This window comes from Methylomonas sp. LWB (assembly GCF_001856095.1).
GTDB classification, from domain to species: Bacteria; Pseudomonadota; Gammaproteobacteria; order Methylococcales; family Methylomonadaceae; genus Methylomonas; species Methylomonas koyamae_A.
Window position 1 is genome coordinate 1 of the sequence record NZ_MKMC01000040.1, and the last position, 14,459, is coordinate 14,459.

Genomic DNA, 14,459 nt, shown 5'->3' on the forward strand with positions numbered 1-14,459 from the left:
ACCGTCAGTATTTCCGGCGGCCATTTCGCGGCCGGCCTGGGCACCGTGGAATTGACCGTGGCGCTGCATTACGTATTCAATACCCCGGTCGATCAATTGGTTTGGGATGTCGGCCATCAGGCCTATCCGCACAAGATTCTGACCGGCCGCAAGGATAGGATGACCACGATCCGCACCCTGGGCGGGGTGTCGGCCTTTCCGTGCCGGGCCGAGAGCGAATACGATGCCTTCGGCGTCGGCCATTCCTCGACCTCGATCAGCGCGGCCTTGGGCATGGCCATCGCTTCGCAGTTGCGCGGCGAGGATAAGAAGATGGTGGCCATCATAGGCGACGGTTCGATCACCGGCGGCATGGCCTTCGAGGCGATGAATCATGCCGGCGACGTCAATGCCAATCTGTTGGTGATTCTGAACGACAACGAGATGTCGATTTCGCCGCCGGTCGGGGCGATGAACAATTATCTGACCAAGATTTTGTCCAGCAAGCTGTATTCCTCGGTCCGTCAGGAAAGCAAGAAGGCCTTGTCCAGCATGCCCAGCGTTTGGGAGTTGGCGCGCAAGGCGGAAGAACACGTCAAGGGCATGATCGTGCCGGGGACCTTGTTCGAGGAGTTGGGCTTTAATTATTTCGGACCGATCGACGGCCACGATCTGGAGATCCTGGTGTCGACCCTGGACAAGCTCAAGGATTTGCGCGGACCGGTGTTTTTGCATGTGGTGACCAAGAAGGGCAAGGGTTACGCCCCGGCCGAGAAGGACCCCTTGGCTTACCACGGCGTGCCGGCCTTCGATCCGACCCAGGATTTTCTGCCCAAGGCGGCGCCGTCGCCGCATCCGACCTATACCGAGGTGTTCAGCCGTTGGTTGTGCGATATGGCGGCCGAGGACGAGCGGCTGCTGGGGATTACCCCGGCGATGCGCGAAGGCTCGGGGTTGGTCGAGTTTTCCCAGCAATACCCGCAACGCTATTTCGACGTGGCCATCGCCGAGCAGCACGCGGTGACCCTGGCCGCCGGCCAGGCTTGCCAGGGCGCCAAGCCGGTGGTGGCGATTTATTCGACCTTTTTGCAGCGCGGTTACGACCAGTTGATCCACGACGTGGCCTTGCAGAATCTGGATGTGTTGTTTGCGTTGGATCGAGCCGGTCTGGTCGGCCCGGACGGCCCGACCCATGCCGGCGCCTTCGACTACAGCTATCTGCGCTGCATTCCGAATATGTTGGTGATGGCCCCGGCCGACGAGAACGAGTGCCGGCAGATGCTGACCACCGGCTTCCATTACCACGGCCCAGCCTCGGTGCGCTATCCGCGCGGCAAGGGGCCCGGCGCGGCGATCGATCCGCGCCTGACCGACCTTGAGATCGGCCAGGGCGAGATTCGCCACCAGGGCGGCCGGATTGCGATCCTGGCCTGGGGGGCGATGGTCGCCCCGGCCGTCGAAGCCGGCAAGCAACTGGGGGCGACAGTAGCCAACATGCGCTTCGTCAAGCCCCTTGATGAAAGCTTGATTCTGGAACTCGCCAAAACCCACGACGTGTTCGTCACGGTCGAGGAAAACGTCATTGCCGGCGGGGCCGGTAGTGCGGTACTGGAATTCCTGCAAGCGCAGCGGATACTGATGCCGGTCCTGACCCTCGGCCTGCCCGACCGCTTCGTCGAGCAGGGCTCCAGAGAACAACTGCTCGGCTTGTGCGGACTCGACGCCAAAGGCCTGTTGGCCAGCATCGAGGCGTTTTGCGCTTGAGACAAGAGGCATTTTGTCGGTGGCGCTGAATTTGGGCCGACTCTACGGTCAGTGTGCCGCATCCGGAGTCTACCCACCATGAGCAGCATCATTCTCGATACGCTCGAATTCGCCAATAAGCTCAAAGCCGACGGCTTTACCGAGCATCAGGCCGAACCGATCCGCGCGGTCGTTGGCGTCGGCTTGTTGCAGACCGCATTGGTCGCCGGTTTGTTGCTGAAGCTGGCCGCGCGCGTCTGACCGCGACCGCCGTTCGGCGCAGCTAAGCGGCTAGACCCAGTAATTTCTCGGTTTGGCGGCGAATTTCGGCGGCAACCTTGCCGTCCAGGTTTTCCAGCCAACGCGGCGGAATGCCGGCCAAGCCGTAGCGCGCGCCCGCCAACATACCGGCCAGCGCCCCTGTCGTGTCGGCATCGCCGCCTTGATTGACCGTCGCCACCAGACAGGACTCGAAATCATCGGTCGTGAAAAAATAGTGCAACACGGTCTGCAGCGTATCGACGATATAGCCGGACGACTTCCCCGGATACGGCTCGAACGCGAATAGCTCGAATTGTTCGACCAAACCGGCGGCCAGGGCTCGGCAAACCGCGACCTCCTCGCCCAACAACAAGCTCTGCGTCATCCGCCCCAGCGTCAGAGTCGCGGCGTCGGATAAAGGGTTGTGGTGGGTAATCCTGCCCTGCTCCAGACTCCAGCGCTCGAATTCGAGCGGCCGATTCAAGGTCGCCAACACCACCGGTAAATTGCGCATGCAGGCGCCGTTGCCCGCCTCGTCCTCGCGCGGCAAGCCGATCAATTCGCCGTCGTCGCGGTAGCGGACGATGCCGCGCCGGCAAGTCATGCCGACATCGGGCGGCTCGGTTTCCAGCCAAGCCACGAAATGGTCGGCCACCGTCGCCAAATCCCAGTCCGGTCTAGCCAGTATCGCCGCGCCCAAGGCCAGCGACATCTGGGTATCGTCGGTAACTTGTCCCGGCGCCAAATCCAACCAGCCCCCACCTATCATCTCGCGATGCACGCCGTAGCGTTTTTGTATGCGTTTGGGCGACATAAACTCCACCGTCGCACCCAGCGCATCGCCGCAGGCAAAACCCAGATACGCGCCCAGTGCGCGGTTCAGCAAAGCTTCGTTCATCAACGCCTCACGGTAACTCGGTAATCGCCGCCGATCACCAAATATTCAGCCTCGCCGCGCAAGGCATGGTGCGGCAGCAGATCGCTGAAAAACACCAGTTTTACCATCGGCACCTCGACTTCCAAAATGTAGCTACCGAACTCGCCGGCGATACCGCACTTATCCGTGAACGACACGATGCTGTTGAAGCGGACGATTTTTTCATGGTGATCACCCACGCCTTCGACAACCCAATCCCCCAAATCGTTGACCCCTCGATACAGCGTCTTGTGCGTGGCCGCCGGCCGCTGAAAGCGGGCGACCACCCATTGGCAAAACTCGTACAGCAAATCCAGCTGCATGAAGATGCAGTTGTTGTGATAACGACTGTTCATCTTTTCTTCGACATAGGCCAGCCAGTCGTAGCTCATGAAACTGGTGATACGGGTCTTATGATAATTAGGAAACAAGCCGAATCGACTTTCCACCCACCCCTTCAACACCGCCCCCTGAGCGTTGTTGGAATCCAGCCCCCAGTCCTGAATCAGCCGCAAATAACTGTTGCGGTAGCGCCGCCGACCCAATGCGTCGTCGCTCAAACGTTGCTCGGTCTCGAAGCCGAACACCACGCACATATAATCCTGAAACACCTGACCGCATTGTTCCAGCGTGGTTTGCTCGGCCAATTTGTCGAACAGGCCGTGCGCTGCCTCGCGGGTACCGGCAATGCTCAGGGATTTGGGGTATTCGTTGAACAAGTGGCTCGCGATGCACTCCGTCGCCACGCCGATCAAGTTGGTACTGTGTCCGTGACGGGAAATGTCGGGCATAGTCGGGTCGGCTACCTTGGGAATGATCGTTAACCGAATATTTTCACATCGATAACCCGGTTTTGCCAAACCGCCGTTACCGGCCTTCGGTTTCCTCGCCTAAACGCCCACCCAGCCGGAAAATCCCGTCGCCAAATCCGACCATCGCCCCGGTTAGTGGTCAGCACGAATTTTTGTGATTGACAGCGCGTGCGGGGCGGGGCTAGAGTCTGCTAGCCGATTGATTCACAAACAAAAACAAAGTCCCAAAATCGGCACCACAATAACTATACACGGGAGAATCAGATGAAAAATTATGTAGCCGAGTCCTTTGGGACTTTCTGGTTGGTATTGGGCGGCTGCGGCAGCGCCGTATTGGCCGCCGCGTTTCCGCAAGTCGGTATCGGCCTGCTCGGCGTCTCGCTGGCCTTCGGATTGACGGTGCTGACGATGGCTTACGCGATCGGCCATATCTCGGGCTGCCATCTCAATCCGGCGGTATCGGTCGGCTTGTGGATGGGCGGCCGGTTTCCGGCCAAACAGTTGTTGCCGTACATTGCATCGCAAGTCGTCGGCGCGGTGATTGCCGGCGGCGTCCTGTATCTGATCGCCAGTGGCAAGGCCGGTTTCGATGTTTCAGCCGGCTTTGCCTCCAACGGCTACGGCGAACATTCGCCGGGCGGCTATTCGCTACTGGCGGCGCTGATCACCGAAGTCGTGATGACGATGATGTTTCTGCTGGTGATACTCGGCGCCACCGACGCCCGCGCCCCGCAAGGTCTGGCGCCGATCGCGATCGGCCTGTGCCTGACCTTGATTCATTTGATCAGTATTCCGGTCACCAATACCTCGGTCAATCCGGCCCGCAGCCTCGGCGTCGCGCTGTACGTCGGCGATTGGGCCCTGGCGCAACTGTGGCTGTTTTGGGTCGCACCGTTTATCGGCGCGATATTGGGCGCTTTGGCATATCGTTTTATCGGCGGGCCGGCCGAGTAAGAAGCGCTTACCCGGATAGGCGCGGATTCGCCGTCAGGAACAGGCAGCCCAATGCCCGGTTCCGGCGGCGAAGCCCGAAACCGGGCGAACTAGACTCCGCAGTGTTAGCGACCATGTCGGCATTCCCTCGCGACATCGCGGCTTGCCTCAATCTAAGGATCGTGGAAGGGTTTTCGCCCGCAGCACAAAAACCGGGCCGGAGCGTCTTTAGCCGCGATCGAGGGCGTTCCAATGGAGGTATTCGTTTTCAGAGCGGTATCGCTGTCATCTTGCAAACGGAGAAAGCTGAAGAAACACAGCCGATGGCCGCCTGACTCCATTCGACCGTACGCCGGATTTGACGATTTCCCCGCCAAAGCGCCGTCCTCGGCTTGGTATCGCGGTAGCGGGCAACACGTTTATTCCAGCGCGCGACCTCAGCCGCGGCGGATTTTAATTCTATAATGCGATTTTCGAATACGGGAGATTTGCTGATGACGCATAGCACTTTATTTCGGCGGCTGGTTCTGATTTTACAGGCTGCCAGACGGGATCATCTTAAAGCCAATCACTTGCCCGACCCGATTCCCGCTAGCCAGGCGGGCTGGAGCAGACGCCGTTTTATCAAGACTTCCGCAGCGGCCGGATTTGCCGGCGCGGTGAGCTCAAGCCTGGCGCCGCCGGCTTGGGCGAAAGATCGCGGCGATGCGCGAGTGGCGATCATCGGGGCCGGTATTGCCGGCCTGAATGCCGCTTACCGGCTAAAAAAAGCCGGCGTTGCGGCGACAGTCTTCGAAGCGCACTCCAGGGTAGGCGGCCGTATGTTGTCCGCCAGCCTCGACGACGGCTTGACGATCGATTTAGGCGCGGAGCTGATCAATACCAATCATCCTGACATGCTGGGGTTGGCCAAGGACTTCGGGATTAAGCTGTTCGATAAACGCCAGGATGCGGCGCGCTTACCTTATCCGAAAGAAGTCTATTTCTTCAACGGCGAACGCTTTAGCGAAGCGCAACTGGCCGACGATTTGCGCGCCATCGCCGCGCAGATTAACGAAGATGCCGGCTTGCTGGACCAGGACTGGGAAACGCATGCGCCACTGTACGATCAATGGTCGGTCAGCGATTACTTGCACCGACACGCCGACAAAATCGCGGCGCCCTATGTGCGCAGCCTGCTGGGAAATATGCTGCGGACCGAATTCGGCGCGGAAACCTCACAAGCGTCGGCATTACAACTAATCGATATTTTGCCGGTGGTCGACGGTCAAGCCGTCGATTTGCTCAGCTACAGCGATGAGGTTTACGCCGTGGTCGGCGGTTCGGCGCGGATCACCGATGCGCTGGCGCGCGCCTTGCCGGGGCAAATTCATCTGCGTAAAGCTTTGCGAGCGCTCAAGCTGCGCAACGACGAATACCATCTGACCTTCAGCGACGGAAGCCGGGTTGAAGCCGACATCGTCATCATTGCGACACCCTTTCCGGCCTTGCGCAACGTGGAGCTCGATGCCCCGTTACCCGCTTTGTTTCGCCGTTTCGTCGCCGAAGCCAATCCGGGCGCCAATGAAAAATTGATCGCCGGTTTTAAGCAACGCTTCTGGCATAGCCCAGCCGGTTTTAGTTTGGCGGCCTGGACGGACTTCGGCTACTCGGAGGTCTGGGACGAAACTCAGCGCCAACCGCATCGTCGCGGCGGCGCGTTGAATTTTTTCTTGGGCGGCGATCAGGCCAGACAACTGAATAACACCGGCAATATCAAACCGCTGGCGAAACAATTCATCACCGATCTGGACAAATTTATCCCTGGCGCAAAAGCCTCGGCGAGCGGGGGCTTGGCAAAAAGCGCCTGGGGGAACAATCCTTATGCCGGCGGCGGCTACGCTAACTTTGCGCCTGGACAGCTGAGCACATTCGCCGAATTCTTTTGGGTCGAGGGCGACGGCTCCGCGACCCAACAAGTGGCTTTCGACAAATTGATTTTTGCCGGCGAGCATTTGAGCGACGCCAATTACGGTTTCATGGAAGGCGGCGCCCAAACCGGCCGCTTGGCGGCGGCATTGGCGCTGGACATCTTACAAAACCATCGTGAATAAACACCCGCGCCGCAACAAGCGCTGGAGACAGTAACAGGCACCCCACCTGTTATAAAAAAGTCCGCGACGAAACCCGCCCCCCTGCGTGGCCTGGCTACACGAAGCATTGGGGGGGCCAAACTTATTGTCTATCGATCCGCTCGGCTTAAACGAATTTGAAACCGCGACCGTCAACGCCCCACAATCCGGCGATAGGCCGGGCCGGGACTCGATCACTTCACCCGCTGGACACGTTCGGCGGCGAATATCAGGGTTTCTTTTCCGGGCGTGGTTTCGTTGTAATCCACCGATACCGGCCATGCGCGACTAAAAGACCATTCCGCAATAGGTGTCATCGACGCATCGTAGGCAATCAAAGTCGCATCGTAACGTGCCCTGCCGATATTTCCGTCCGCGACCTGTTGCCGCCAATTCCATAACTCCAGCGATTTACCCAAGGCTTTGCTGCAAGTTAGATTTCTAACCGACATTCGCCCTGGTACTTTAACCGCACCCATTTCCCCCCGCCCGCTAACGACCTTGGATTCGACAACCTCATTTTGCGAACCCATGCCCTTGCAGTCGGTGAAATAGGTCGTAATCGCGCCGGCGCTGAATTCAAAGTAGGTAGCCGGGCCGCTATTGGCATTCGGGTCCTCCGCGACGGCCGTACCACCGGCGTTTGCCGAAAAAGCGGCGACACCCAATATCACGCTGATTATTCCGGTCAATGTTTTCATGATATATCCCCCAACAAAGTGAATTAATTTAAAACGATTCGGATTTGCCTTATGCAAGGTCGAATAATCCGATAGTGTGGTAGAACTGAAAGTCACCAAATTTGATGATAAAAAAATTACCTAGAAACTTGATGAACTTGAATCGATAAGGGCAAATTGGATGCCAAATCATGCAAGCCATGCCAAATAGAAATTAAGCCATTGATAATAAAGCACTATAAAATTGGAGGCCGGCCGTAACAAATTCACTGGCACCGTCTAAGCGCCACGATATTTCGTGCGCGACACGGTATACCGTAATGGCGCGCCGCTGGACGAGACGCGGGAGAAGAAGTCTGGAACAACCCGCGTAGTGCGGGGAAATAGGGACACCTTGCCTAGCCAAGGCCGTGATTGCGCTCGGCTTTGTCCTCGCTGTGCCGTTTAGCTGATCATCTTTCTGAAAGTCAGGAGGCAAATCACGGCGTGCCGACGTGGGAACGACACCGATCCCGGCTAAAGCCGCTCCCACGCCGGCGCTTTGATTGGCTGGGACGACCCGACGGTTTCGTGAACGTTATCTTCGGAATGAGTAAACGCCTAAAACCCCGATTCGCGGACCGCCACGGTGGCAACCCTTCGCCAGGCTTTACTGAGCAGACTGACGGCCGGCGTATCCAAGCGCACGCTACCTCGGCGTACGCCGGGAAAGGCGTTGCGGCTTGGGGTTTGAATCGGCCGCAATACGATCCGATACACCGCCCTTTCCGGTATCTGCAGGCCCTGCCGGTCCGGACGCGCGGCCAGCTCCCCGCCGTAACTGGAGGCCAGCGCGTCGGGAATCCGGGCCGCGCCGCCGCGATCGATGCGTTCCACCCGGCACGCGACCGGGGCAGCGTCCGGATCGTCCGGGTAAAACCAGCCGGACTCCGCTTGCTCGGCGGGCAGCAAATCCTCTTCGGCCAGATAAGCCTCGACCAACCAAGCGCCGGGATCGGCGACAATCAGCATCGCCTCGCCGGCCGGCAACCATTGGCCGACCTGAAGCGCTTCATTCACGTCGAGCGCCACGCCGTCGAACGGTGCCGACAGCGTCAGTTCGGCTTGTTGCTCCTGGGTGCCGGCCTGCTTGGCGGCGGCGGATTCCAATTCCTTCAATAACACTCGCCGCCGCTGCAACAACTCCTGGCGCAGGCCTTGATAGGCCAATTGCCAGGCCAGCGCGCGGCCCTGACTGCCGGCGTCCGAGGCTTGATAATCCAACTCCGGCGAACTCAGACGGGCCAATAATTCGCCGCGTTTGACGGTCTGGCCGGCGGCGACCGGAAAACTCTCCAAGCGCCCCGCTCTGGGCAGGACAATCTCGGCATACTGCTCGGCGCGGATCATGGCCGGCGCGGTCGTATAACCCTGCCACGGCAACAGCAGCAGGGCGGCTACGCCGAGCAGCGCGGCCAGTCCGGTCAAACGCCGGCCCCGGCCGATGTCGTGGCCGGACAAGCTCCACCAGACCCGCAATTCGGAAACGATGGGCCGGACAATAAACCAACCAATTTCAACCGCCATCAACAACAAACCCAGCAATTTAAAGCTGAAGTGGTAAACCAGTACCGCGATCCCCAAAAACAAGAAAAAGCGGTACAGCCAGGTTCCCCAAGCATAGACCGCGAAAAACCGCGCCATGCGCGGCGGTAGGATTTCCGGGGCCGGCCAGTCCAAACCGAACAGCCAAGTCCGCATGCGCCAGCGGGCGTAGGCAAACGCCCGCGGCTGCAGATTATCGACGCCCAACCAGTCGGCCAGCAGGTAATAGCCGTCGAAGCGCATGAATGGGCTAAGATTGATCGCCAGCGTGACGATCCAGGTCGAAGTCGCCAACAGAAATGCGCCGCCGCGAGCCGGCCCGTCCGGCAAAAAACTCCAGGCCAGAGCCGCGACCACGGCCAAGCCCAGTTCGGCGGCGACACCGGCCCCGGCGATCGCCAGGCGTTGCCGGCGCGACACCAATTTCCAGGCCTCGCTGGCATCGGTGTACAACATCGGGTACATCACCATGAAGGCAACCCCCATCGTCGGTACCCGGCAACCGTAGCGATGGGCGGTCAAGGCGTGGCCGAACTCGTGCAAGGTTTTCGCCAGAGCCAGGGCCAGAAACCACTGGGCCAGACCCAGCCAGTTAAAGAAATACGGAAAGGTGTTCAGGAAGGCGTCCCACTGCCGCGACAACAAAAACAGCGCCAGTAACGCGCACAGTCCGAACAGCGCGGCGCAACGCCCGCTGTAAACCCAAGCCAATCGCGGATAGCAGCGCGCCAGCCAGGCGTCCGGGCGAAGCAACGGAATCTTAAAAAACAGATAATTGTGCAACAGCCATTCGCCGACGCCGATTCGGCGAGCCGCCGCTTGCCGGCGCAGCCCTTCCAAACCGGCCGGCCCTTCCGCGCGCAGCAGATTGTGCGCCGTTAGAAACTTGCCCAGATCGGCGACTTGCTCGGCGCTCACCGCCAGCGTGGTTTCCCGGCCTATCGCGTCGGCGATCGCTTGCGGCACCGCCAGCCGCCAACGGCTCAGGATTTCGAATTCCGGCCAGCCGATCCGGTAAAAGCGGTTGTTGGCCGGATCGTGCAGAGTCCAAGTCGGCGCGCCGTCAAATCCGGCCGGTCCGGCCAGACAATGAATTTCTTCCCGCAACGGCGGCAAGGCCGTCGGATCGGCTACCATCCCAACCACAATCGCGCGGCAGCCAACGGCCGCCGAAACAAATAATAAAACAGCGTCACCCGTTCGCCGTAAAGCTTGGCCGTGCCCTTCAAGCCGATGCGCGGCGGCCGCTCGCCGTCGGTCAGACGAGCCTTGACGCGGTACACCAGCGCGTCGCCAGCCTCGGCCGAGGTTTGGTAACTGACGCTATACACCTCGGCCTCCATCGGATGCTGAGGGTCGACGTTCAAAAACACCGTCGCGGGGCCTCCCTCCGCCAATTCGATGAAATCGCCGATCGGCAGACGAATATCCAGCTCCACTTGGTTGGCATCGGCCACCATTAAAATCCGCTCGCCCAATTCCACCGGCCTGCCCAGCCAGTCGTGCACGTCGGCGAAGATCGCCACGCCGGCATGCGGCGCCGCGACCTCGGCCCGCGCCAGCTGGCCTTGCATGAACGCCACCTCGGCGGCATGCTGATCCATCCGCGCCTTCAGCACCGCGACTTCCGCCTTGCTGTCGGCATCGAACATGGCTTGTTGCGCGGTCTTGCGATACTCCGCCTCGGCCACCGCCAGCGCCTTGCGCGATACGTCCAAGCGGTTGGCGATATCGGTATTTTCCAGGCTCAGCAGCGGTTCGCCGGCCGCGACGCTTTGATTGGGCTGGACGTGAAAGGCGGCGACCACGCCGGCCAGCGGCGCGCGGATCAGCGTGGGCCGAGCCGGGACGATCTCGGCCGGCGCCAGCACCGACAAGCGCAGCGGCCACATCAGCGCCAGCACGACGCCGAACGCCCACAGCTTGACCGACCGCCGCCCGAACCCGCGCCGATACCAAGCCGGTTTCGGCGCCAGCGCTTGCCAGGCGTGAGCGTAAGCGTCGGCCAATTCGGCCAGCAGTTGCGCTTCGGCGTCCAGCCAGGCCGATTCCCTGGCCAGCAACAAACCGCCGATGCGCTGGCCGCGCGCCGTCAACGGCAACCATAAGGCCTGAGCCGGCAACCATTGCCGCCAATCGCCGCGCAGCGATTCCGGCAGTTCGTCCAGGTGCATACAGCGGTAAGCCTCCGCGCGGTCGGCGCCGTGCAGCCAGCGGCACACCGCCGCCAACCAGACCGCATACGGCGCTTGCGGATCGGCATCGGCGACGCCGGACAAGGCCGCGATCGGCCGCAACGGCCTATCCAACCATAGCGCGGCTTGCCGATACTCGATCAAGCCGCGGGTTTCGTTGACCGCCACGAAGCCGAGCGCGGCCAAGTCCTCGGCGGCCCGCGCCCGACGTTGCAGTTGCAGCAGCAGCGCCAGGCCCCGCGCCTGACGGTAGCGGGCGTCCTCGGTCTCGCTCATGAATTAGTGTGATTGACTGGGAAAGGCTGCCCGGCCGCTCATGCCGGCCAGCAATTCGGCGTGTTTGCCGGTAATACGCCCCAAAATGGCAACGGTTTGGCTGACCGGATCGATACGGGCGCCCAATGTGACGACTTCGGCCGGGAAATCCCGGTCCAATTCGTCGATATGTACCGAAAAGGCTTGACCGGCTTTCAGCCAGCGCAGCCACGGCGACGGCACGATCAGTTTGACTTCCAGTTGGCCGTCGTCCAACACATCCATGATCGGATCGCCGACTTTCAAATGTTGATGACGCTGGGCTTTCAGTTCGGCGACCCGGCCGTCGAATGGCGCGGCGATCTTGCACTTTTCCAAACCGGCCTGGGTCAAGGCCACGTCGGCCTTGGCTTCGCCCAATTTGGCGGCGGCGACCTCGACTTCCAGCACGCTGATCGATTCCAGCTTGGCCAGGCGTTGATCGACTTCGTAGGTCTTGGCGGCGCCCTGCGCGGTGGCGCGGGCTTTTTCCAATTGCGCTTGTTGGATGGAGCAGTCGAAAGCGACCAGTAATTGGCCTTTTTTGAAGCGCTCGCCGTCGCGCACCGTCAATTCCTTAATCACCGCCGCCAGTTCCGCCGACAGCGTGGTGGCGTTGCGCGCGGTCAGCTGCGCGCGGATTTCGGTCTCGGCGGCCGGCTCGGCGTGCAAAATCGGCGCCAATGCCAGACCGACCAACAAAAACCAAGCTTTGCCCATCAGGAATGTTCTCCCTGGCCGGCGTTGGCGGTTTCCGGCGTCGGATCGTCGGTGGCTTGCGATGGAAAGCGGCCTTGCGCCCAATCCTGATCGATCGCTTCGATCGCCCGCGCCAGCGTATCGACGCTGTCGTCGGCCATCGTCGCCGGCAACGGGTCGAAGCCCAGGGATACATACAATTTACCCAGCGCATCCTGCGAATCCGCGTAACTTTGGTGGCGTTGCAACTCGGACAAGACCGAATCGACCGACGTGCGTATCCGCTCCAGCGAACTCATCGCTTCGGTCAACTCGCTGTTCAACACGTGATGGTGGATCTGCTGATTGATGTCGTCGAGCTCGGACGTCAATTTCAATTGGTTTTCGCTCAGCGCCAATTGCTGCCGGGCCAGCCGCACCTGGGTCAAAATCGCCATGTGCGCGGCCAAACGCCGCGAGTTGGCCAGCGACTCCTGCGTCTCGGCGGTGGCGATGGCTTGCGGCGCCGACAATAGCTCGAACAGATTCTTGGAAATCTGCGTGCCGATTTCGCCCCAGCTTTGATTCAGCAAATAGGAGTTGGAATCGTAATTGCCGCCCAATTGCACCTCGACGCCGGGCAGCAAGCGCAGCATGGCTTTTTTGACTTCGGCCGAGCCGATCCGAGTTTGATACATTTCCTGACGCAATTCCGGACGCAATTGCAAGGCCAATTCGTCCAGTTGTTCCTGACTCAACTGCGGCGTGGCGATGCCGGGCCAAGCGCCGGCCGCGACATCGGCCAATTGATAGTCCTGATTCGGCGGCAGATTGATCAAGCCGGTCAATTCGGCTTTAGCCAATTGCTGTTGTTCCAATAAGCCTTCCAAGCGGCGAACGATTTCCAGCAGGCTTTTTCGATAGCGCAAGGCTTCCAGAGGCGCCCGCAGTTTTTCCGCCTCGGCCTGGCTGGCGAGTTCCAAGGCGCGGCGGGCTTCGGCCAGCACCGGTTGAATCTTGGCGGTCATTCGCTGCGCGCTCAAGGCTCGCCAATAGGCGCTACGTACGTCCTTCATCAAATTGTGGCTGACCTTGCGCCGGCTTTCTGCGGTCACCAAGGCCTTGTTGCCTTCCTGCTGAGCCCGGAAATAACTGACGCCGAAGTCCAGAATATTCCAGCGCAGGCTCAAATCGCCCAGGTAGCGGCTACGGTCCTGCGAGGTCGAGGTTTCCAACGATTGCCGGCCGGTCGAAATCGAGCGGCTGGCCGAGGCGTTGAAATTGTCGCGGCTGCGATAGCCGGCCGAAGCCACCACTTCCGGCAACAAATCGAAGCGGGCCAAGGTCGCCTGGCCTTCCGCGACCGCCCGTTCCATCATCTTGACCCGATGGTCCAGGTTATATTTGAGTGCCCGCGACATCGCCTGATACAAGGTCAACGGCGCGGTCAGCGGTTCTTGTTGCTTGAACAACTGACTCTGATCGAGACCGATCTGGCTCTGCCGCTCTTGCTGGGTTAGCGGCGAAGGCGTCAGCGAACAACCGGTCAGCCATACGGCACTGATCGCCGCCGCCAACAGGCCGGGATTAAACCGAGGGGTCGGTCGGGAATGGTTTTCAGCCATAGCGAATTCCTGTGTCGATAAAGTCATGCGGCGTCCCGTGGATCGCGGAACGCTCGCGCCAGATGGTTCAATAGGGTGTCGGCATCCCGTAGGGTGCGTTGGCTGCCGAACGCTTGCAATTGCGTGCTTAGCGGCGTCTTGCCAAGCTCGGCGCGCGGCTCTCCGCCACGGCCGGAAGCGGGGCGTCCGCCGCCTTGGCCTTGGCCCGGCCGGCCTTCGCCGGCCCCGTTCTGGCCTTCGCCTCCGCTCCGACCTTCGCCGCCCGTACCCTGGCCTGGCCGGTTCTGCGGTTTCAGCACCACGGTCACGACGGTCTGGTTGCCCCGTCCGTCGGTCGCGGTGATTTTGACGACGGTGTTATCGCCGCCCTGTCCTTCTCGCACGCTCAAGCCGCCGGTCGCGGGATCGAAACGTACCCAACTCGGCAGGCTGGCGCCATTGGCCTGGGTAGCCTGAAAACTGACGCCCGAGCTGGTATCCAGGCTGGACAGTGCTTGAGCCGGCATCGTAAACGCATTGCCGCCATCCGCCGACACGCTGGCCTGCATTTGCAAGGAGGTGGTTTGCCCGCTGGTCGAAGACAAACCGCCGTCGCCAACGGTGCTGGAAAACAGTGAGGTGCCGAAACCCGCGCCTCCACCGGCGCCG

12 protein-coding genes are annotated in these 14,459 nt (G+C 60.6%); 4 read left to right on the top strand and 8 right to left on the bottom strand.

Annotated features, from left to right (window positions below; translation table 11 throughout):
* Positions 1 to 1,743, top strand: a 1,743-nt coding sequence (dxs, locus tag BJL95_RS16060) for a 1-deoxy-D-xylulose-5-phosphate synthase (RefSeq protein WP_071159362.1), incomplete at its 5' end; no start/stop codon positions are given.
* Positions 1,744 to 1,821: 78 nt separating this feature from the next.
* Positions 1,822 to 1,983 (top strand): hypothetical protein, encoded by a 162-nt coding sequence (locus tag BJL95_RS25240; protein ID WP_157197814.1) that lies wholly within the window; start codon positions 1,822 to 1,824, stop codon positions 1,981 to 1,983.
* A 22-nt stretch (positions 1,984 to 2,005) separates the two neighbouring features.
* Here BJL95_RS25240 and draG read toward each other — a convergent pair whose 3' ends face one another.
* Together draG and BJL95_RS16070 are read right to left on the bottom strand one after the other, a co-directional pair.
* Complete coding sequence (draG, locus tag BJL95_RS16065; protein ID WP_071159376.1) at positions 2,006 to 2,881, bottom strand: ADP-ribosyl-[dinitrogen reductase] hydrolase; 876 nt, start codon at positions 2,879 to 2,881, stop codon at positions 2,006 to 2,008.
* Positions 2,881 to 3,690 carry an NAD(+)--dinitrogen-reductase ADP-D-ribosyltransferase gene (locus BJL95_RS16070; protein WP_064027205.1) on the bottom strand — a complete coding sequence of 270 codons (810 nt, stop codon included), beginning with the start codon at positions 3,688 to 3,690 and terminating at the stop codon, positions 2,881 to 2,883. Before BJL95_RS16070 ends, draG begins: the two co-directional genes overlap by 1 nt.
* 285 nt (positions 3,691 to 3,975) lie before the next feature.
* Between BJL95_RS16070 and aqpZ the strand changes: the two genes are divergently transcribed.
* Together aqpZ and BJL95_RS16080 are read left to right on the top strand one after the other, a co-directional pair.
* Positions 3,976 to 4,665 carry an aquaporin Z gene (aqpZ, locus tag BJL95_RS16075; protein WP_071159378.1) on the top strand — a complete coding sequence of 230 codons (690 nt, stop codon included), beginning with the start codon at positions 3,976 to 3,978 and terminating at the stop codon, positions 4,663 to 4,665.
* A gap of 473 nt (positions 4,666 to 5,138) precedes the next feature.
* Positions 5,139 to 6,737 (top strand): NAD(P)/FAD-dependent oxidoreductase, encoded by a 1,599-nt coding sequence (locus BJL95_RS16080; RefSeq protein WP_071159388.1) that lies wholly within the window; start codon positions 5,139 to 5,141, stop codon positions 6,735 to 6,737.
* A gap of 212 nt (positions 6,738 to 6,949) precedes the next feature.
* On the opposite strand, the gene BJL95_RS16085 is transcribed toward BJL95_RS16080, so the two are convergent.
* From BJL95_RS16085 to BJL95_RS25245, 6 genes are all read right to left on the bottom strand, one after another.
* Positions 6,950 to 7,456, bottom strand: a complete 507-nt coding sequence (locus BJL95_RS16085; RefSeq protein ID WP_064027195.1) for a phage tail protein — start codon at positions 7,454 to 7,456, stop codon at positions 6,950 to 6,952.
* 579 nt (positions 7,457 to 8,035) lie between these two features.
* Positions 8,036 to 10,156, bottom strand: a complete 2,121-nt coding sequence (locus BJL95_RS16090; RefSeq protein ID WP_071159380.1) for an HlyD family efflux transporter periplasmic adaptor subunit — start codon at positions 10,154 to 10,156, stop codon at positions 8,036 to 8,038.
* Positions 10,150 to 11,490 carry an efflux RND transporter periplasmic adaptor subunit gene (locus BJL95_RS16095; RefSeq protein WP_071159382.1) on the bottom strand — a complete coding sequence of 447 codons (1,341 nt, stop codon included), beginning with the start codon at positions 11,488 to 11,490 and terminating at the stop codon, positions 10,150 to 10,152. The genes BJL95_RS16090 and BJL95_RS16095 overlap by 7 nt, the downstream gene beginning before the upstream one ends.
* 3 nt (positions 11,491 to 11,493) lie before the next feature.
* Complete coding sequence (locus BJL95_RS16100; RefSeq protein WP_071159384.1) at positions 11,494 to 12,228, bottom strand: efflux RND transporter periplasmic adaptor subunit; 735 nt, start codon at positions 12,226 to 12,228, stop codon at positions 11,494 to 11,496.
* The gene (locus BJL95_RS16105; RefSeq protein ID WP_254786826.1) at positions 12,228 to 13,811 is read right to left on the bottom strand and encodes a TolC family protein; all 1,584 of its coding nucleotides are present in this window, start codon (positions 13,809 to 13,811) and stop codon (positions 12,228 to 12,230) included. Before BJL95_RS16105 ends, BJL95_RS16100 begins: the two co-directional genes overlap by 1 nt.
* Before the next feature lie 23 nt (positions 13,812 to 13,834).
* The coding region (locus BJL95_RS25245; RefSeq protein ID WP_175463735.1) for a putative Ig domain-containing protein at positions 13,835 to 14,459 on the bottom strand (625 nt) is incomplete at its 5' end.